Raw genomic sequence first — 20,011 nt, 5'->3', positions numbered from 1 at the left:
CATCATGTCCAGCATTGCAAAATGGATGATCAATGCATTCGCACATCACCCGACAAGGGTCGAGTGCAAAGGATCACTCACGCTTCGCACAGATAATCCGGCCGAGATCCGAGCGAACTGGATCGCGGTCGCCACGGTCAAAAAGGTCACGGGTGCATCACGCGGGAGCCGCAACGAAAGCCAGATACTAAAAACCCTGCATCTTTCGATGCAGGGCTAGGGGGGCCGCAAGTCAATGACTTACCGAACGATAACTTCTCAATGTCCGCTTTGTATCCGAAGAAATGCGCTCACTCGAAATTTTCTGGTCAAGCTGCACGCAGGCAGTCGCACCCTTGCCTAAAGATCGCTCAGCCTTGGTCATTCGAAAACTCCAGCGCGTCTTTCTTCAGGAGGCGTCCGGACTAACCATATCAGCCCGCTTTCGCGTATGTTTGTAGCTCACCGCAGGGCTATTGGTCGCCATGGATGGTTTTGTCCTGCAGGCAGATTGCGCATTTTGCGCCACCGTTTTTTCGAAGGTCCGCTTGAGGAGCCAACCCACCGCGAATGTGACTGTCGCAGTGACAGCGGCACGCGCTGCGGTTTCCGCAATTCCGATCTTCACCGCGTCCTGCATCGCCTCATCACGAGACTGGCCAAATGCCCGACCCTGTATGGCCTTTTTACGAAAAATCATTGACCCTCACCCTGTTGCAAAATTGGCGGCCGGCGTTCGCCGCCCGTTCCAGAAAAAGTTCAACGCGATGACGCGTTTGCAAATGCGTCGACGAGCGCAGCACAAAATGCCGGCAGATCATCAGGACTGCGACTGGTGATACACTGACCGTCGATCACGACTTCCTCATCCACCCAATGACCGCCGGCATTTTCGATGTCCGTCCTGATCGAAGGATAAGAGGTAAGCGAATGACCGGGGGCTATCTTGGCTTCGATCAGAAGCCAGGGCGCATGACAAATAGCCCCGATCGGCTTACCCGCATCGAAGATTGCCTCGACAAAGGATATCGCTTCGGGGCTGGCACGCAATTTGTCAGCACCCACACTGCCACCGGGAATGACCAGGCCATCGAAAGATGCAGGATCTGCTTCATAGAAGGTCATGTCGACGGCATATTCGCCACCGGGATCAAGATCATGAACATTGGTGCGTGCCTGGCCAGATTGAAGGCCGATCACTTGAACGCGCGCACCCGCCCTCTTTAAGGCGTTCATCGGCTCCAGAAATTCGACTTCTTCCGTACCGCGCGGAGCGATGAGAAGGGCGATCGTGCGGTCGCTGAGCGACATGGCGACTCCTTTGGAAATAGTTTTTCTGACTGGGTTAGATGAGGGGGTAACGGCCAGAGGCCCTGCAGGATCCGATCGCCCCGTAAACATGCGCCTCGCACCGGCTTGCCATGGCCGACAGGCGGCTGGCGCAGAGGCGGACAGGTCTTCGCCCCGCCGACCCCAGCGGAACAGATCGTCAACCACCCCGTTATCAGACACAGCGCTACATCATCGTCACGAAGGGCCTGTATGACGGCAACGCAAATCGCCGAGACTCCGCACAAGCTGACTGACACAGCATTCAAGCGGGAACTCACGCTGGTCCTGCCGCAACTCAGAGCTTTTGCCCGCAGTCTGTGTGGTGATCGCGATCTTGCCGACGACCTGGTCCAGGAAACCATGCTGAAATCTTGGAGCGCGCGGGGGCGGTTCATAACCGGCACCAATTTTCGTGCATGGACGTTCACTATCCTTCGCAATCACTATTTCAGCCTCAGCCGGCGCAGCAAATTTGTCGGGGCGTGGGACGATCTTGTCGCAGACAGACTACTTGCCGCGCCCGCGGAACAGTTGAAGATTGTCGAGCTATCCGATGTCGTGCGCGCTCTCGCGCAGATCCCCGTTCCTCAGCGTGAGGCACTTATATTGATCGGGGCGGGTGGCTTTTCCTACGAGGAAGCCGCGACCATCATGGGCACTGCGATCGGTACTGTCAAAAGCCGCGTTGCTCGTGCTCGCACGGCGCTCGAAGCTTTGATCAACGATGGCCAATTAGCCCAGTCCCGATCGGAATTCGAAGCCGATGAGAATGTGACAAACCTGTTTTCTGTCATCGATGCCATTGAAGATCGACAGCCGGCTGGAGAGCCGGGTGAGGCCATGACCCGTCTCGTTGCCTGAAGGGCTGCATTCACTTGGCCGGGCGATGCAGAACGCGCTTATCCGTCTGCGACGACTCGCCAGAGTTACGCTGACCGCCATCGCGCCGATCCTGAACCGGCGCCGCCAGCCTCTCGGTTCGTTCGAGATGCACCTTGTCCTGTATTGAAAGAAATAGGCTGCCAGAAGAGCCGAAGGCCAAGAAGGCAAATTACGGAAATTGCGTTATGTGCGAACCCAAAGACTGATCGAGCCGCCGGGCACCTTAAGGATGATGCTTCCGTTTTCATCAGCGATTATCTCTTCAGCATGATGGCCCAGAAAATCATGGAAAGATGCCCCTGCATGCTCCGGTCCGAGCTGGACCGATTTGCTCGCCTCTTCGCCATTCGACACAAGCAGGACACATCCTGGCTGATCCTGGGTGCCATGGCGTATGACACCGACACAATGTGGATCATCAAACAGATCGCTTTGCGGTCCATGGGCATAGAGTTGCCGTGCTCTGAGCAACTGAGGCAGACATGCCACCGGCTCGATGACGATCTCATGCGCGTGCCCATCGCCACCTTGATCGGCATATCGTGCGCCGAAAAGATCGGGATAGAAGATGCATGGGGTGCCCTGTTCGAGGATCAGGATCAAGGCATAGGCCAGGGGTTTGAACCAATCCTCCACGGGTGCTTCAAGAGCCTGGAGCGGTTGGGTGTCGTGATTGCCGACGATCGTTACCGCATGATCCGGGGCGGCATGCAGCAGCGAACCATCGAAGATCGTTCGCAGGTCAAAATCGCCGCCGGCTCGTGCCGCATCGTGAAAACGATGGAGAAGGCCGACATCGAAAAGCATGAGTTGTCGATCGACCATGTCCAGATATGCTTGCAGGACCGTCATGTCGGGATGCCAATATTCGGCGACGACAAACAGCGCGTCGCCGACGCTTTCGCGCATGTGCCCTACCCAATCGCGGAAAAACCATGCAGGGATATGCTTGGCTGCATCGAGACGGAATCCGTCACAAGGCAGTTGATCAGCCAGCCATCTGCCCCAATATTTGAGCTCTTCATAGACCGCCCGGTTCCGAAACTCGACGTCTGATCCCATCAGATAGTCAAAATTGCCCTTTTCGTCGTCGACCTCGATATTCCATTCCCCATCACCATATTCATTGACGAGCCGGAACACGCCATCTTCATCCGGTTCTTCAATATGGTCGACGCCGGTGAAGCATCTGGCATCCCAGACAAACTCTGAATAGCGCCCCTGGCGTCCAGGGAAAACGTAGCGGGTCCAGGCGCGAGCCTGGAATGCTTGGTCTTCCACTTCGTCCCGATTATCGGGATTGGCCCTGCGAACATGGACCGTTTCCATCTCGTCCGCGCCCATTTTATGATTGAAGACAACGTCATGAATGACGCCAAGGCCAACGTCGTGCAGCGCATGCGCCGCCCGTTCCAGCGCGGCGCGATCACCATATTTGGTGGCTATGGATCCTTTTTGATCGAATTCGCCCAGGTCAAAAAGATCATAGCTGTCATAGCCTACGGAATAGCCGCCTGCAGCCCCTTTATAGGCCGGGGGTAGCCAGACGTCCGTCACACCCAACTCCTTGAGATCCTCCGCTTTTTGAGCGACCTCGTCCCAGAGCTGGCCTCCATCAGGATAGTACCAGTGGAAAAACTGAAGCAGCGTGCGTCCGGCCATGAAAGCTCCCGTTCCAACATAAGTCGCTGCCGCTAAACGAGCGCATGGGACAGGAGTTGCAGAGGCCGAATTGCTTGCCGATTTTGCGCGGGGCGCTTCGCGACGGCTGCACAAATTCGAGCCATAGAAAGCGTGTGCCGCTTGCTCATGATTCCCGTTTGGGGGCTGCAAGAGGAGAAAATCCGGAACCACGTCGCTCCACGGGAGATTAGAGCGACTATGGAGAAGTGAGAGGAAGCATCATGTGGATATTCATCCTGGCTATCGCGGCAGCCGCGCAGCCGCAGGCCACGACTATGCAAGGCAATGGTCACCACGCGAATGATGCGCGGCGCACGCAGGAGGAGCAGTCCAAAAACCAGCCGATCCACGGTCAGGAGGCGCAGCCCGACGACCGCGCCCTGGGCGAACGGTCGGGACCTGAGGAGGATCGGAATGCTGACGGAGCCTTGATGCCCGGCGCGCCAGGAACGAACAATCCGACCATCCCCGACGACGCCTGAAAATCTCCGCCTTCAGGGACATCTTGCGACGGCCTGAGGCGCGTGGTCAGGTGCTGCGAGGAAATGGTGGCGGAGCGCTACGCAAAAATTGGGCTCATTCGGCGAGCAGCTCGAGTATCGTATCTCTCAGGGCCGCGGGCGAACAGGGCCTCTCGCACACCGCAGCCTTGGAATAGCGCCGCTTGAGATCCGAGGCGTCGGCATGCCCGGAATGGAATATGATTGGAACGCCCGCTTTTTCGAGCAAATCAGCCGCCGGAAAGACCTCGCCATCCTGCAAACGCACGTCGAGCACAGCGCAGGACGGCAGTTGCGCAGTGACCGCCGCGACAGCATCCTTAACAGAGATGTAGGGGCCGTCGACCGAAAAGCCCTGAGCTTCAATGATGTCCTGTACATCGAAGGCAACCAGGAGCTCGTCTTCAACCAGCATGATCGTCTTAGGCATCGGCCAGAACCTTGTCCGGCAGGGTAAGGCTTATCGTGAACATGTCGTCGCTAATATCTCTTTCCACATGCCCGCCCAATTGTCGGGATGATGTCTGGACCAGCAGGGTGCCAAATCCGCTCCCAACGTCGCCATCCTCGCTCAGTGCGTCCCGGCGCGTTTCGCTCCACGTCAACTGGAGATCATGGTCAAGTTTCCAAACGATGTTCAATCTCCCATCGGAGGCCCCCAGAGCCCCATATTTGACCGAATTGGTCGCCCATTCATGCAGCATCAACGCCAGGGACGAGAGGCAGGAACGCGCGATGAGGATTTCAGGTCCACTGATCGAGATTGCTGCATGATCCCGATAGGGTTCGATGGTTGTCCGAACCAACTCTTCCAGATTGATGGCCTGTACTTCCCCCGTTGGCGAAGCAAGGGAATGCGCACGTCCCAAGGCTGCAATACGCTCCCTCAGATCGGCGGCGTAGGCACGCACATCATCATGAATCCGCGCCCCAGCGGAGACCATTCCGCCCACGATCGCGAAAAGATTCTTCACGCGATGATTCATTTCGCGCAACATCAGTTCACGCGTCTCGGCGAGCATATATTCCGACGTTACATCGATAGAGACGCCGACCAGATGACGGACTGAGCCATCGCTCACGATCCTGCCGAAACTCTTGATGCGACGCGTTTGGCCGTTCTCGACGACGCGATAGCTCGCTTCGAAATCGCCCCCTTGCGCGACAACTTCCGCCAATGCTGCATCGAAAGCTTCACGGTCGTCGGGATGCAGTCGCGCCAGGCGCCGCTCACCATCGGTCGAAGCGATGTCGGGCGCTATTCCCAGGATGGAACGCCCATGGTCATCGATGATCGCCTCGCCCGTGTCGACATTATATTCCCATGTTGCAACGCCACCTGCCCGAATGGCCATCCCAAGGCGCTCACGTTCGGCCGCAAGATCGCGCTCGAGAGACAATGCGTCAGTAATGTCCGTCAGGACGAGCGTCGCGCCGTCCGTCGATCCGCTCTGGGTTCTGTAAGGCAATGTTCGAAGCGAAAGGGTTCTCGCGCCATCGCGGGTCGTGACACGCCTCTGGATCACAGGATGCCCCTCTGACACGGACCGTGCATCATCAAGATAGAGCGTCCCTGCAAGGCGTGACGTGACATCCTCCAATGGTCGTCCGCGGTCGCTGGGCTGAAGCGGAAAAAGGGCCGTCGCAGCTTCGGTGTAGCTTCTGATCTGAAGTTTTCCATCGAGCACAATCACTGCCAGATCGGTCGACTCGAAGAAATTTCGAAGGTCGGAATTTGCAACAGTCAGCTGGTCAACTTTTGACTTCAGCTCATCATTTACGGTCGTGAGCTCCTCGTTGGTGGACTGAAGCTCCTCATTCATCGACATCATTTCTTCGTTGGAGCTTTTCAGTTCCTCATTCGCCGTCTCCAATTCTTCGACAGCGGTACGCAGGCGGTGCCGCGTGACACGAAGCTCGTCCTCCAACGCATCGAGATGATCATCGCTTGCGTCCAGTTCGCCGACATCCTGATCAAGCGCTGGGCGGAAAGGCGCCGTGTCGCGGAAAACGAAAAGCAGCGTGCCATCGGTCAGTGGATCGCAGATGACATCGATCTGCTGCATGCCATATTCGGACATGACCTGCACATCACGCGCAACGACCCGCTTTCGACTGTCGCGCGCTTCGCGCAGTAGCGGCCCAAGAACGTTGCGAAGCCCAGCGCGGGCGAGACCAATCGCGCTCGAGCCTCCCGTCCGTGTGACCGGAAAATCAAAATAGCGGCCGAGCCGACCATAGGCAGAGATGATGGCGCCATCCTGATCTAGCACGAGACTAGCGGGCGTATAGCGCTCGACGAGGCGACGAACCGCTATGGTCTCATCGCTTGCCGACCGACCCGACGGCCTGTTGCCGGAACCTGTCGCGGGTTGATCGCGGAGCCTGCCGCCACCCGGCAGATCGATCGGATAATTGGGTGGCCCAGGCGCGCGTTGGAAAAGGCGCGCCTGCTGATCGATCGCCGGGAAGAGATGCTCGAATCTCCCGACGCTTTCGGACGGTCCAAGAAACAGATATCCATTTGGCCGAACAGCATAATGCAGGATCGGCATGACCGTTTGCTGCAGCCGATCATCGAAATAGATGAGAAGATTGCGACAGGAGACCAGATCGATGCGCGAGAAGGGCGGATCCTTGACCAGGCTATGACTGGAGAAGCGGATCATGTCCCGCAATTGGGGAACGATCGTGAACCTTTCTGCGTGAGGGATCGCATATTGCTCGCGCAGCGCCAGCGGAATATCTGCAAGCGCAGACGCAGGATATACTCCTTCGCGCGCAATCTGCAGCATCTGCTCATCAATATCCGTAGCGAAGATCTGCACGGATGCCGGCAGAATATTTCGTTTGCGAGCAGCTTCGGCGAAGAGCATCGCAACGCTGTAGGCTTCCTCGCCAGAGGAGCAGCCTGGAACCCATACCCTGATTTCCTCGCCATCGGCCTGATCGACCAGCGGCTCGATAACCGTGATCCTCAGACGCTCGAACAGATCTGCGTCCCGGAAAAATCGGGTGACGTTGATCAGGAGATCACGAAACAGCGCTTCACATTCGTCCCTGTCGCTTTTTATCCGCGAAAGATAGCTGTGGCCCGACGTGATCCCCAGCACATGCATGCGCCGTTCGACCCTCCTGATAAGGGTCGTGCGCTTGTAACCCGAAAAATCATGGCCCACCGCAGTTCGCAGTGTCTTGCACAGATCATCGACATGATCGGCGACCAGAGCAGCTTCCCGTTCGGGTGTTTCGGCCGTGGCACGGTGCTGGAAAAATCCTTCCAGACATTGAATTATCTCGCTTGGACGTTTGACGAAATCGACCAGTCCGGTTCCCACAGCAGACAGCGGCATGCCATCATATTTTGCCGTTTCAGGATCCTGCACGACACACAGCCCGCCATTTTCCTTCACGGCACGCAAGCCCATGGTCCCGTCAGCGCCGGTACCTGAAAGTATGACGCAGGCGGCATCCGCCTGCTTGTCCGACGCGAGGGAGATGAAGAAATCATCTATCGGTCTGCGAAGACCGCGGGGCTGCGCGAAGTCGGTCAGTTCCAACATGCCCTCGCGTATGACCAGGCCGCGACCGGGAGGGATGATGTAAACCTTGTCCGCCTCTATCTGCTCACCACCCTCGCACTGGAGAACTTCCAGGGTCGTGTGGCGGTCCAGCAATTGCGCCAGCATGCTCTCATGATTGGGATCAAGATGCTGAACGATGACGAAGGACATGCCGGTCTGGCCACGGGCTGACGCCAGCATTTCGCGCAGGGCCTCAAGCCCGCCCGCCGAAGCGCCGATGCCCACGATCGGCAACCGGCTGGGGTTAGCCGTCTCACCGCTCAAAGGAAATCGCCATTGTCCAGATCCGACAATATGAGCTTGGCCTGTGCTATGGTGGCCACCGTATTCGCGATTGTCATCAGCGAACCTTCAACCACGATCCCGCTTTCCGCCAGGACCGGACTCAATCGGTCAAGCGTACGCTCAAGGTCGAGATCATAATCCGCCAGTCGATCCGGCTGGGTGCGACTGACATCGAATTGAGACGCAAAAATATAGCGCACCTGGCCCGACTGAGCGCGAAGTTTCGTCATGTAGAGAAGATTGACGAAGGGGCGCCCGTCCTTCCGGAAATTGACGATGGACGTCCGCACGTTCGCCTGCCCATCGTCCTGGAGGAACGACCGTATCTGCGCGCGGGCCTCTTCATTCCGGCTGCGTCCCTGCAAGAACCTGCAATTGCGGCCGACGATCTCGCTCGTCGCATAGCCGGTCAGGTTCCTGAAGCCCTCATTCGTCAACAGCAGCTCATGATCGCCCTCTGCGCGGCCGAGCGACAAAGCCACAGGCGAGCTGTCAAAATAGCTTGCCAGCTGCTCTGGGAGGATTGCGCGCATCAGAACTCCATAAGTTGATCCGCACGCACAACGCCCGGCCCTTTCATCGGCTCCGCGATACCCTTGGCTTATCGTCGAAACAAGCCGACCCGATTGAGCCATGCCGCCATCTGGGCAGAAAATGATGATGTTATAGGTTGGCCTGTTCCTCCTCCGAAAGATCTGCGTCAGGCGGGTAGTAAAGTTCAGCGCATTCCGCGCGCAGGCATCCCCCCTCTATCGAGATATCATCGCGATAGGCTTCTGCTACGAAATCCAGCGTGTCGACATGCCTTGCCTCGAAATACATCTGATGAACATCATGCCTTCCAGCGCCGTAAACGACCCTTCCGACCTTTGCCCAGATCGATGCCATCGTGCACATTCCACATGGCTGAAGCGTCGAATAAAGCGTTGCGCCGCGCAGCTCCATGTCACCGCTATTCTCGCAACCGCGCCTGATCGCCATCATTTCTGCATGGGCTGTCGCGTCGGGTAACTCCTGAGTCTGATTGCGTTCGCCGGCTATCATCCTCCCATCCAGCACGATCACGCAGCCCAGAGGGGAGGTTGAAGGATCAGACCCTTTTGAACGCGCAATCGCGATAGCCTCGCGCATCCATGCTTCGTCTTCGGGCTGAATCATCTGGTCCTCCTCGTCCTGACACGTTCCTCAGGACTGCTAAGATGTTGGCGCCGCGCACCGACCTCATGTCGGCGCCAGCTGCTTTGGATGTGCCAACGAAATGAATCTGTCGTCCCGGACAGCTCAGCACAGAATTGTCCGCATGCGCACTAATGGCGCGCATGCGGACTTAGCAGCTGATCTCAGGCGAGATCGCGGATTTTCGGCTCTCGCGCCCAGTGCCGCTTGGGGCCCTTGTCCAGCAGCATCTCGTTTGGAATGACGCCGTCGTCCTTTTCCACCCCCGCCTTGTCGAGGATGATCTGCGTGCCGGGGCAATGGGCGATGGTCTTGCAATGGCCATAGGCGTCCATGAACCATTGGACCGCAGCGCCTTGCTTCGACAATATCTCCGCGCTTTGCGGCATCAGCACGGAGGCAATCGCATCGAACAGCACGGAGGGCGAGCCATCGAGCTTGCCGTCCGCTTCGAGCGTTCCGCCCTTGACCTTGAGGGGACCAATTTTGGGCGCAACCAGAAAGACGCTGCCGCCTGCTTTCTCCACGCCCGTCTTGAGCTTCTCCACCATCGCCTTGTCGGAGCCTTCGGCAAACAGAATTCCGACCTTGCGGCCGGCGAAGCCATCCTTGGCATTCTTCTGGATAGAAAGAGCGTCGGAGATGGGCATCTCCACAAGGTCTCGGGCTGCTGGCGCCTTTTCAGGCAGAGCGATCGACAGCCCGTCGGCGACTCGTTGCGCCAGATCCTCGTCAATGTTGCGCAGACGCGAGAGAACCCGAAGCCGCACATGAGGCATCACCACCTTCGACAACTCGAAGACAATGGCCGATGCGATGTGCGCCTGTTCATTCTCGGTCTGCGACAGATAGAACATCCGCGCCTGACTATAATGATCGGCAAATGTTTCGGCACGTATCCGCATCTTGTCAGTGGGATCGTTGCGTTCTCCATTATCGCTAAAGGATGTGAAGCCGGTTTCGGGCGCAACGCGTGGACCACTATCCTCGCCAGCCTCGTTCAGGCTGTTCGGCTCGTAATTGGCGCGCCCCTTGGGGACCAGCGTCTGCATCAACCCGTCGCGCTGCATATTGTGGAAGGGGCATTTGGGCGCATTGATCGGGATCTGATGGAAGTTGGTCGTTCCCAAACGCGACTTTTGCGTATCGAGATAAGAGAAAAGCCGCCCCTGCAGCAGGGGGTCATTCGTGAAGTCGATGCCTGGAATGACGTTGCTGGGCAGGAAGGCTACCTGCTCTGTCTCGGCAAAGAAATTGTCGACATTGCGATTGAGCGTGAGGCGCCCGATGATCTCGACAGGAATATCCTCTTCCGGGATCAGCTTGGTTGCATCCAGCACATCATAGGGCTGTTCTGCCGCCCAAGCCTCATCGAAAATCTGCACGCCCAGGTCCCAGGCGGGATAATCACCGCTGGCAATGGCTTCGTACAGATCGCGGCGATGAAAATCGGGGTCGGCGCCTGCCGTCTTGACAGCCTCGTCCCAGACCTGGGACGCAACGCCCAGAACCGGTTTCCAGTGGAACTTCACGAACTTGCCGTCGCCGTCTTGGTTGATGAAGCGGAAGCTGTGGACGCCAAATCCTTCCATCATCCGCAGCGAGCGAGGAATGGCCCGATCGGACATGGCCCACATGATCATGTGCATGCTCTCGGGCATGAGCGATACAAAATCCCAGAAGGTGTCATGGGCGCTCGCAGCCTGGGGATAGCCCCGATCCGCTTCCATTTTCACCGAATGGATCAGGTCAGGAAATTTCATCGCATCCTGAATGAAGAATACCGGGATGTTGTTGCCGACCAGGTCCCAGTTGCCGGCTTCCGTGTAGAATTTCACAGCAAAGCCGCGCACATCGCGCGGTGTATCAACGGAACCCGCGCCACCGGCCACAGTGGAGAAACGAACGAACACAGGGCAGCTCGCACCCTTCTTCTGGAAAATGCTCGCTTTGGTCACATCGGGAATGGCCTTGGTGCACTCGAAAATCCCATGGGCGCCAGAGCCGCGTGCATGGACGATCCGTTCAGGGATGCGTTCATGGTCAAAATGGAAGATTTTCTCGCGCAGTACGAAATCTTCCAGCAGCGTGGGACCGCGGGCGCCGGCCTTCAGACTATTCTGATTGTCTGCGATCCGATGCCCGAAATTGTCTGTCAGGGCATCACCGGAGCGCTCATCCTGCAACCTCTGCTGCGTCTCTCCGCCTTCTCCGACCATCGTCTCATAATCGGGACTTCCAGCTCCGGGCTGGTGATCGGCAAGACCATTTTCCAGAGCAGCATCACTTTTGGGACCCGAAACGGCCATATCAATTCTCCCTGACGCGCATGATAGGCTGCGATTGTCGCAGCAGACAGACCTCTAACCGGAAGCGGGAGGCTGGGTTCCGGCGGGAGGCGAGAAGATGTCCAGGACCAATCTGGATCAATATGAATCTTAGATAGCGACCGCGCGGCACTGGGGCGCGTGATGTCTGCGGCCAGAACTCACCGGAACTTTTCGTGCATATGCCTCTTTTGGCGTGAAGCGCGGCCGATGATGGCGGCATGGGAGCGATGATGACTGTCACATATCGTGGGCCGCAGATATTGCCGCGTGGGTCGCAAGTTCAGGGCCCGGCCAGGGAACCGTCCGATATCGAGTTGCTTCACGCGATCAGCGTTACGCTCATCGCCGAGAATGATCGGTTCGAACTCTATGGCAAGATCGTGGAGGCCGCTGTTGCCATCACCGGCTCCCAGTTCGGGACGATGCAACTCCTTTGCCCCGCCGATGACCCTTCGGGACATGGGGGGCAACTCCAGTTGCTGGCGCACAGAGGCTTGCCGGCAGAAGCGGTCGGGTTCTGGCAGTGGGTCAGTCCAGCAGCCTACAGCAGTTGCACGCTAGCCCTGAAAATGGGTCAGCGCGCCATTGTTCCTGATTTCGAGAAATGGGCCGATATCGCCGGGACTGCCGACCTCGATGCGTTTCGCGCCGCGGGCATCCGCTCGGCTCAGACCACGCCGCTTCTCTCGCGCACCGGCCGCTTGCTCGGCATGATCTCCACCCATTGGGATCGTCCGCATCATCCTTCCGAGCGGGACCTGCGTCTGCTCGATATCCTCGCCCGGCAGGCCGCAGACCTTCTGGAGCGGACCATTGCGGAAGAACAGCTGCGCCTGCTCAATGACACGCTGGAGGCGCGTGTCGAGGAGCGTTCGCGCGAACTGTCCTCGGCTCAGGATCAGCTTCGCCAACTTCAGAAGATGGAAGCGATCGGGCAACTGACAGGCGGCGTTGCGCATGATTTCAACAATCTTCTCACCATCATCCGTGGGTCCGCCGACCTTCTCGCGACCCGCGAGCTGCCGCGCGAGAAGCAGAAGAAATATATTGATGCCATCTCGGAGACCGCGGACCGTGCGGCGAAGCTGACGAGCCAGCTTCTCGCTTTTGCGCGCCGCCAGGCCCTTCGACCAGAGACGTTCAATGCCGCGCGCAAGGTTGAAGCCGTTGCGGATATGCTTCGAACGGTCGTGGGTTCGCGCATTGCCCTTGTTGTCGACCCGATCTGCACCTCCTGTTTTGTCGAAGTCGATGCGAGCCAGTTCGAAACCGCGCTGATCAACATGGCGGTGAACGCGCGCGACGCGATGAACGGAGAGGGACGGATTACCCTGTCGGTGGAAGCGGCCGGATCAATCCCGGCCCGCGGCGGCCTCGCGGCTGCCAGGGGCGATTTCGTCAGGATTTCCGTGACGGATGAGGGTTTGGGCATGAGCGAAGGGCAGATAGAACATATATTCGAGCCATTCTTCACGACCAAGGAGGTGGGCAAGGGTACGGGTTTGGGACTGAGCCAGGTCTATGGCTTTATCAAACAGTCCGGTGGCGAGATCGACGTTGCAAGTCGGTTGGGTATCGGGACGACGTTCAGCCTCTATCTGCCGCGGGCTGCCGCGCCACATTCCCTGGAGGATGTCACGCCGTCAGGACGTTGCGCCATCCAGCATGCGAATATTCTGATCGTCGAGGATAATGAGCCGGTCGGAGACTTCGCTTCGCAGCTCCTCGAGGATCTTGGTTACAAGACGTGGCGTGCGGCCAATGCTCCTGAGGCGATCGCGGTGCTTGAGCGTTCGCACGCCAATATCGATATCGTTTTTTCAGATGTCGTCATGCCCGGGATCGATGGTCTGGAGCTTGGGCGTCAGATCCGGGCGCGCTGGCCGGAAATCCCCGTGGTGCTCACCAGTGGCTATAGCCATGTCCTGGCTGATGATAGCCGCCATGGCTTTCCACTTCTGCACAAACCCTATTCGGTGAATGAACTGTCCCGACTGTTGGGAGAGATATGCATCGGCGAAGAACGAAAGCATCAGGCGGTAATATAGCCCTACGCGGATACCAATTATTGCAAATATAATTGAATAGATCATCTTTTGATCAAATAATGAAGGTTTAACATTTGTCGGATGATTTCTGGGCAAAGAAACCATCGAATGACCTGTAGATTTTCATGTCTAGATCGCGCCTCGAATTGGAAAGGCAGTTATGCTCATTCGTGCTGGCTATGAACTGGTCCTGGAAACCGGTGCTCCTACGCCGTTAATTTCCCTCCTCACGATCCGACCGTCTAGGTTTCCCGATCTTCGCAGCCCCCACAGGATCAGGACAGGCGCGCCGATCCCGACCCATGATTACCGTGACAGCTTTGGCAATATCTGCACACGCATGACCCTGCCGGCAGGGCGCACTACCCTGTCATGTGACTTCACCATTGCCGATAGCGGCCTGCACGATCGCCAAAGTCCATCGGCAGTCCAGCATGAAGTTCGGGATTTGCCCTCGGACGTCCTTATCTATCTCATGGGAAGCCGTTATTGCGAGACCGATCTCCTCTGCCAGAAAGCCTGGTATCATTTCGGCCATATCGCGCCCGGGTGGCAGCGTGTGCAGTCCATTGTCGATTTCGTGCACCAGCATCTGACCTACGGATATCAATATGCGCGATGCACCAGGACCGCTTGGGAGGCATATAATGAGCGGGTTGGCGTATGCCGGGACTTTGCCCATCTTGCAGTGGCCCTATGCCGGTGCATGAACATTCCGGCACGATATTGCAGCGGATATCTTGGCGATATCGGCGTCGATCCGGTTGATGTCCCAATGGATTTCCACGCCTGGTTCGAAGTGTACCTGGGTGGTGAGTGGCACAGTTTCGATGCGCGGCATCATGTCCCTCGCATAGGGCGCATCCTGATGGCGTGCGGACGCGACGCAGCCGATACCGCTTTGACCACGGCGTTCGGTCCGATGCGACTGGCCTCGTTCAAGGTTCATACTGATGAGGTGATCCAGATCGGACAGCATGTCGACACCCCGCTGACCATCGCCGCCTGACAAGGCCCCTCGATGGGTCTGCTACCCTTGCATGAGGACATGCAGCCCGCTTCTCTCCGCTATGCGATCACCATTAAGGCCATGTGCAGCGCGGCGGATGGCTCGAGGCGTGATTGGCCTCAACCCGTGGTTCATTCTCGGCAAAACGGATCGCGCGCCAGGGGCGTTCAAGCGTCGAGAAGATGCCTTGCTCGCATCAAGGCCGTTCCGTCGGGCGCGCGTCCCAGGAAGGCCTGAAAGGACGCCATGGGATCGCGGCTATTTCCTGCGGCGAGTATCTCTTCGCGGAACCGCGATGCGAGACCGGGGTCGAAAATATCACCTGTCGCGACAAAAGCCTCAAATGCGTCGGCATCCAGTGCTTCGGACCAGGCATAGCTATAATAGGCAGCCGAATAGCCGCCATCAAAGATATGCGTGAAATAGGGAAAGCGATGGCGCAACCCGACCGCGCGGGGCATTGCGAGCGCATCAAGCTGCGCCTCGACAAATGCGCGAGGATCGATCTGAGCGTCCGGATTCTGGTGGATGGCAAGGTCCACCAATGCGCAACCGATCAATTCCACGGTGGCAAAGCCCTGACCATAAGCCTCCGCCTCGCGAATGGCGCTGATCAGATCTTCAGGCATCCCAAGATCGGCGAGCACCTGCGGGCTGACAATCCAGTTCTCCATGAACTTGCTCGGAAATTCCACGAAGTCGCGGGCAACCGCAGTTCCGGACTGGCTGGGGTAGGTGACTCGTGAAAGAAGCCCATGCAATGCATGGCCAAATTCATGAAACAAGGTGCGCGCCTCATCAATCGAAAGGCGGGTCGCACCCCGGTCGGGTGGCGGAGCAGCGGCAAAATTGGCGACCAGATAGACGATCGGGCGCACGTCGCCATCCATCGCTTCTTGCACCCGCAGGCTTCCCATCCAAGCGCCACCATGTTTTTCCGGGCGGGCCAGATAGTCGGTGAAGAGCAGACCCACAGTGCTCCCGTTGCTCTCCTTCACTTCCCAGGCCCAGACGTCCGGATGATAGCCTTCTATGTCCGCACGCCTGTAGAAGCTCAGGCCATAAAGTCGGCCGGCTGTGTCGAATGCTGCCTGCCGCACCGCATCGAGCCGCAAATGCTCCGCAGCTGCCGCAGTATCGAGTGCGTAACGGGTGCGTCGTACCTGTTCCGCGTAAAAGCGCCAGTCCCAGGGCGCGAGGCGGAAATCGCCGCCCTCCGCATCGATCAATGCCTGCAGTTCAGCAGCTTCCTGCGTTGCGCGCCGTTTGCCCGGCGCCCACAGCTGGCGCATCAGCGCGCTCGCTGCTGCCGGATCATGCGCCATGCTGTCGGCCAGCGCATAATGCGCATGGTCGGCATAGCCCAGCAGGACCGCCCTTTCCCTGCGCAACGCGAGCATTTCGGCGATGATGGGCCAATTATCATGTTGGTCGCCGTCGCAGCGTGCGGTGAAGGCCCGCCATAGGGCCTCGCGCAAGTCGCGCCTCTTCGAAAAGGTCAGAAATGCCTCCATGTCGGTGCGATCGAGCGTTATGTGATAACGGTCCTGCAACCCCTTTGCTGTTGCTCGCGCCGCAGCCGCCTCGCATATTGCGCTGGGCAGTCCCTCAAGCTCATTCTGCTCCAGATCGAGCACCCAGGCATTTGTTGCGGCAAGCACATTCTGCCCGAATTGAACTGCTAGGGCAGACAGGCGAGCCTCGATGGCGGCAAAGCGGTACTTGCCAGCCCTCGTCAATGCTGCGCCGCCTCTAAGGAAGCTTGCATGGCTATCCTCCACGAGGCGGACCTGTTCCGGGGTGAGGCCGCTCTCGTGCCGTGAAGCATGGACTGCGAAGACGCGCGCTGCCAATTGGGCATTATGGCTTATGGCGACGGCATGCGCGCTAAGTCGCGCCGAAATCTCAGCTTCCGCCTCGCGGATGGCCAGCGTGCCCTTCGCCGAGGACAGGGCCCAGAACAACCGCCGGACGCGCGCGAGCGGCTCGCCCGACCGTTCCAGTGCGGCAATCGTATTCTCGAAGGTCGCGGGCGCGACCTGCTCGCAAATCGCATCAAGTTCAGCCTTGTGCCAGGCGATGCTGGTCGTGACCGCGCGAAGGAACTGGTCATCACCTATCCGCGCAAAAGGTGGCGCGCCAAGCGGGCCAGGCCAGGGTTGGAGAAGCGGGTCGCTTTGCTCAGTCAAGGGCGGTTACTTCCTGGGTGTGCACCTGAAATCGCACCAGATTTGCCGGGCCAAAAGCCGTCGTCAAGGCTACGTCGGTGGCATCGCGCCCGCGTGCCATCAGGATCCGGCCGATGCGCGGGCGGTTATGGCGCGCATCATGGGTATACCAGGCGCCGTCGATATAGACATCGAACCATGCACTGAAATCCATCGGAGCATCTACCGGAGGCACGCCGATGTCGCCGAGGTAACCGGTGCAATAGCGAGCGGGAATATTCATGCAGCGGCACAAGGTTATGGCGAGATGGGCGAAGTCACGGCACACGCCCTTTCGCTCCTGATAGCCATTCCAGGCGGTCTTGTCGGCGCGCGCATGCTGATAGCCAAATTCAATATGATGATGCACGAAGCCCACGATCGCCTCCACCCTTTCCCGCGCGCTGGCCAGATGACCAAATTGAGCCCATGCCACGTCCATCAGACGGTCGGTTTCGCAATAGCGGCTGCCCAGAAGAAAGGGCATGACGGCATCTGGAAGCTCTTCCACCGGCATCTGAGGACCACTGGGCGAGCGCTGGTCGGGATCTCCGCTATCCTCGATCACAAAGTCGCATGACAAGCGCACATTGCCCGGTGGGATGGTGAGCCGGGTGGCGACATTGCCGAACCCGTCCTCGAATTGATAAAGCGGAATGTCGGGCGCCGCTATCAGCCGCTGCGGCGTTCGCAGATCCTGATGGCGCGATGGATGCAGGCTGAGCATGGCCATCATCGCCGTCCGGTTCTCGGTCGAGAATTCGATATCATAGCCGCACCGGATCAGCATGTCGGGTTCGTTTCCTGATTGCCGGCAAGCCGGCTGTTGATGGCGCCATGGCCGGAGAGGGAGAATGGTTCTGGATCGGCACGACTGACGTTGACGCTCACATCCATCCCCAGAAAGCTTGCAGGCAGGCCGAACCAGGTGCCCGACAACGGTAGCGCCTGATACGGGTCGCGTGCGATCGCCACGCGGATCAAGCCGCGATTGCCGATGATCCCATTTGTCGGATCGAATTCCACCCAGCCAGATCCGGGCAGGAAGATACGGACCCAGGCGTGGGTGTTGCCGCCACCGACCAGCCCTTCGGTGCGCGATGGATTATAGACATAGCCCGACACGAAGCGGGCGGCGAAGCCCAGCGCCCTGACAGCCTCAATCATCAGCACGGCGAAGTCACGGCAGGTCCCCTGCCGCTTGCGCAACGTCTCCATAGGAGATTGGGTGCCCTTTTCATGTCGTGGCACATAGGTGAAGTCACGCTGGATGCCTGTCGCGATCCGCGTCAGGAGATCGATGGTCGCTGTATCACCATGATTGCTGACGAAACCTCTGGCCCAATTGTCGACGATCCGCTCGGGATCGAGATGGTTTCGTTCGATCGACCGCAACAGATCGGGCATGTCTTCCGATGAATAGGTGAAGGGGAAAAGCCGGGCATAGGGTTCGACGTCGACCTGCTGCTGCGTCAAGGGCGCATGCTCGAGCGTAACCGCGCTCGCGACTTTCAGCTGCGACGTGCGTTTGTCGAACAGAGCAATGGCCACGGAATTTCCGAACACATCATGCAGCCAGCGCAATTCACAAGGTTGGGGATCGATATCGAGCCGCGCGCGGAGCAGTCGCTGGTCGAAGGCCTCACGCGGCCGCATCATGATGCGATGTTCGCCCAGCGACACCGATTGCTGATAGCGATAAGTCGTCACATGTTCGATTGTGAGCAACGGCATGAAAGGAAGTTCCCAATGGGCAGGGAGAAACCATGAATCTACTGGTGCCAGCCGATCCTGCGCCCTTCACCGTCATCAACGCGAACGGCTCCTCCCCGTTCCTCCTGACCGGAGATCATGCAGGGCTGGCAATTCCTTCGGCCCTGGGTGATCTTGGCGTAGGCCCGGCCGATTGGTCTCGGCATATCGCAATCGACATAGGCGTGAGAGATATGGGCCTGGAATTGGCGCGTCTCCTCGATGCCCCTTTCATCTTCCAGAATTATTCGCGATTGGTCATCGACTGTAATCGCGATCCCGCGCGCGACGACGCGATACCTGCGTCGTCCGATGGGACCGATATCGGTGGCAATCAGGGTTTGACCGAAATCGACAGGCTGGCGCGTGTCACCTCCATCCATGCTCCATATCATTCCGGCATTTCAGAAATGATCTCAGCTCGGCTGGCAGCGGGGCAGGAGACAATCCTGCTCGCGCTCCATAGTTTCACCCCGATACTGGACGAGATGAGGCGCCCCTGGTCAGTGGGCGTCCTGCACGCCGCCGGCCGGATCGATTTTGCGATCTGCCTGCTGGACGCGCTACGCCGGTTGCCGATCAAGGTGGGCGACAATGCTCCCTATGCCATGGATGAAACCGATTACAGCATGCCCTTCCACGCCCTTTCAAATGACCTTCGCTACGCTGAAATCGAGGTCAGGCAGGACCTTATTTCCCAAGGCGAGGGGCAATCCTTCTGGGCGGCGCGACTGCGCGATGCGATGGAAGAGGCCTGGCAGCGGCTCACATAGAATATGCTGACACCATGGTGAGCGCATCGCCTCGCGCTGTTCAAGAAAAGTCATAGGCCATCAGGCGTTGACGGCGACCAGAAGACACTGTTCCTGACCCAAAGCCGCTTCGTCCGACATTGTTACGATGCCCCGCCACCACTCGATGCCCGGACTACGGAACATGGCAAGGCTACCCGTTCTGGGGCGCGCATTCCAGTGGACGCCGTCAAACGCAAAACGCCAATAGGAATCGCAGTTGAGCGGTAGATGCCAGAATGCAGGCTCTTCGCTCGCGCTGTCTGCGTGCAGGATACGAAGCTCGCTCGGCACATCCCGACGGCTGCCATCGGGGAAGCGAACTTCGATCGTCATGCACGAGCCTCCAAAATCCTGCAAAGAGCGCAGTAGCCCACTCAAAACGCCTTGATATTCAACGGGTTCATGGTGCGGGAAGAAAATCTCCAGATCATGTGAATGAGCCCGGCACAT

Annotated in this window: 18 protein-coding genes; 6 read left to right on the top strand and 12 right to left on the bottom strand. The window is 58.3% G+C overall.

Going from position 1 to position 20,011, the window contains the following annotated elements:
- Nucleotides 1–4 precede the first annotated feature (4 nt).
- Nucleotides 5–220: a hypothetical protein gene (locus tag CG471_RS30035; protein ID WP_180275604.1), complete on the top strand. Its 216-nt coding sequence runs from the start codon at nucleotides 5–7 to the stop codon at nucleotides 218–220.
- 168 nt (nucleotides 221–388) lie between these two features.
- Here the strand turns inward: CG471_RS30035 and CG471_RS04265 are convergent, their stop codons facing one another.
- Together CG471_RS04265 and CG471_RS04260 are read right to left on the bottom strand one after the other, a co-directional pair.
- Complete coding sequence (locus CG471_RS04265; RefSeq protein ID WP_037490782.1) at nucleotides 389–679, bottom strand: hypothetical protein; 291 nt, start codon at nucleotides 677–679, stop codon at nucleotides 389–391.
- A 59-nt stretch (nucleotides 680–738) separates the two neighbouring features.
- On the bottom strand, nucleotides 739–1,290 hold the full coding sequence (locus tag CG471_RS04260; protein ID WP_004209585.1) for a type 1 glutamine amidotransferase domain-containing protein: 552 nt from the start codon (nucleotides 1,288–1,290) through the stop codon (nucleotides 739–741).
- 231 nt (nucleotides 1,291–1,521) lie between these two features.
- Here CG471_RS04260 and CG471_RS04255 point away from each other — a divergent pair, with 231 nt between their 5' ends.
- Nucleotides 1,522–2,172, top strand: a complete 651-nt coding sequence (locus tag CG471_RS04255) for a sigma-70 family RNA polymerase sigma factor (protein ID WP_004209584.1) — start codon at nucleotides 1,522–1,524, stop codon at nucleotides 2,170–2,172.
- Nucleotides 2,173–2,376: 204 nt separating this feature from the next.
- Here CG471_RS04255 and amyA read toward each other — a convergent pair whose 3' ends face one another.
- Nucleotides 2,377–3,855, bottom strand: a complete 1,479-nt coding sequence (gene amyA, locus CG471_RS04250; RefSeq protein ID WP_004209583.1) for an alpha-amylase — start codon at nucleotides 3,853–3,855, stop codon at nucleotides 2,377–2,379.
- A gap of 242 nt (nucleotides 3,856–4,097) precedes the next feature.
- Here amyA and CG471_RS04245 point away from each other — a divergent pair, with 242 nt between their 5' ends.
- Nucleotides 4,098–4,358 (top strand): hypothetical protein, encoded by a 261-nt coding sequence (locus tag CG471_RS04245; protein WP_004209582.1) that lies wholly within the window; start codon nucleotides 4,098–4,100, stop codon nucleotides 4,356–4,358.
- 94 nt (nucleotides 4,359–4,452) lie between these two features.
- Here the strand turns inward: CG471_RS04245 and CG471_RS04240 are convergent, their stop codons facing one another.
- From CG471_RS04240 to CG471_RS04220, 5 genes are all read right to left on the bottom strand, one after another.
- The gene (locus CG471_RS04240; RefSeq protein WP_099230807.1) at nucleotides 4,453–4,806 is read right to left on the bottom strand and encodes a response regulator; all 354 of its coding nucleotides are present in this window, start codon (nucleotides 4,804–4,806) and stop codon (nucleotides 4,453–4,455) included.
- Complete coding sequence (locus tag CG471_RS04235) at nucleotides 4,799–8,224, bottom strand: chemotaxis protein CheB (RefSeq protein ID WP_004209580.1); 3,426 nt, start codon at nucleotides 8,222–8,224, stop codon at nucleotides 4,799–4,801. The genes CG471_RS04240 and CG471_RS04235 overlap by 8 nt, the downstream gene beginning before the upstream one ends.
- Complete coding sequence (locus CG471_RS04230) at nucleotides 8,221–8,778, bottom strand: PAS domain-containing protein (protein WP_004209577.1); 558 nt, start codon at nucleotides 8,776–8,778, stop codon at nucleotides 8,221–8,223. Before CG471_RS04230 ends, CG471_RS04235 begins: the two co-directional genes overlap by 4 nt.
- Before the next feature lie 130 nt (nucleotides 8,779–8,908).
- A complete protein-coding gene (locus CG471_RS04225; RefSeq protein WP_004209576.1) occupies nucleotides 8,909–9,403 on the bottom strand; it encodes a nucleoside deaminase in 495 nt (164 codons plus the stop codon).
- 182 nt (nucleotides 9,404–9,585) lie between these two features.
- On the bottom strand, nucleotides 9,586–11,730 hold the full coding sequence (locus tag CG471_RS04220; RefSeq protein WP_004209575.1) for a catalase: 2,145 nt from the start codon (nucleotides 11,728–11,730) through the stop codon (nucleotides 9,586–9,588).
- Nucleotides 11,731–11,969: 239 nt separating this feature from the next.
- Here CG471_RS04220 and CG471_RS04215 point away from each other — a divergent pair, with 239 nt between their 5' ends.
- Nucleotides 11,970–13,799: an ATP-binding protein gene (locus CG471_RS04215; protein ID WP_099230805.1), complete on the top strand. Its 1,830-nt coding sequence runs from the start codon at nucleotides 11,970–11,972 to the stop codon at nucleotides 13,797–13,799.
- 160 nt (nucleotides 13,800–13,959) lie between these two features.
- Nucleotides 13,960–14,808 carry a transglutaminase family protein gene (locus CG471_RS04210; protein ID WP_004209572.1) on the top strand — a complete coding sequence of 283 codons (849 nt, stop codon included), beginning with the start codon at nucleotides 13,960–13,962 and terminating at the stop codon, nucleotides 14,806–14,808.
- Nucleotides 14,809–14,975: 167 nt separating this feature from the next.
- Here the strand turns inward: CG471_RS04210 and CG471_RS04205 are convergent, their stop codons facing one another.
- From CG471_RS04205 to CG471_RS04195, 3 genes are read right to left on the bottom strand one after another with little or no spacing between them, the layout of a single operon-like run.
- On the bottom strand, nucleotides 14,976–16,997 hold the full coding sequence (locus tag CG471_RS04205; protein ID WP_099230803.1) for a M3 family metallopeptidase: 2,022 nt from the start codon (nucleotides 16,995–16,997) through the stop codon (nucleotides 14,976–14,978).
- The gene (locus tag CG471_RS04200; protein ID WP_004209570.1) at nucleotides 16,990–17,805 is read right to left on the bottom strand and encodes a transglutaminase family protein; all 816 of its coding nucleotides are present in this window, start codon (nucleotides 17,803–17,805) and stop codon (nucleotides 16,990–16,992) included. The genes CG471_RS04205 and CG471_RS04200 overlap by 8 nt, the downstream gene beginning before the upstream one ends.
- Nucleotides 17,799–18,749, bottom strand: coding sequence for a transglutaminase family protein (locus CG471_RS04195; RefSeq protein WP_004209569.1), 951 nt, complete (start codon nucleotides 18,747–18,749; stop codon nucleotides 17,799–17,801). Before CG471_RS04195 ends, CG471_RS04200 begins: the two co-directional genes overlap by 7 nt.
- Nucleotides 18,750–18,781: 32 nt before the next feature.
- On the opposite strand from CG471_RS04195, the gene CG471_RS04190 reads away from it, so the two are divergent.
- Nucleotides 18,782–19,540: an N-formylglutamate amidohydrolase gene (locus CG471_RS04190; RefSeq protein ID WP_004209568.1), complete on the top strand. Its 759-nt coding sequence runs from the start codon at nucleotides 18,782–18,784 to the stop codon at nucleotides 19,538–19,540.
- Nucleotides 19,541–19,600: 60 nt separating this feature from the next.
- Here CG471_RS04190 and CG471_RS04185 read toward each other — a convergent pair whose 3' ends face one another.
- Nucleotides 19,601–19,894: a hypothetical protein gene (locus CG471_RS04185; RefSeq protein WP_004209567.1), complete on the bottom strand. Its 294-nt coding sequence runs from the start codon at nucleotides 19,892–19,894 to the stop codon at nucleotides 19,601–19,603.
- Between the last annotated feature and the right edge of the window lie 117 nt (nucleotides 19,895–20,011).

This window comes from Sphingobium sp. IP1, assembly GCF_002708645.1.
Taxonomy (GTDB): Bacteria; Pseudomonadota; Alphaproteobacteria; order Sphingomonadales; family Sphingomonadaceae; genus Sphingobium; species Sphingobium yanoikuyae.
Note: the sequence above shows the minus strand (reverse complement) of the source record. Positions and strands in the feature narration are given on the sequence as shown.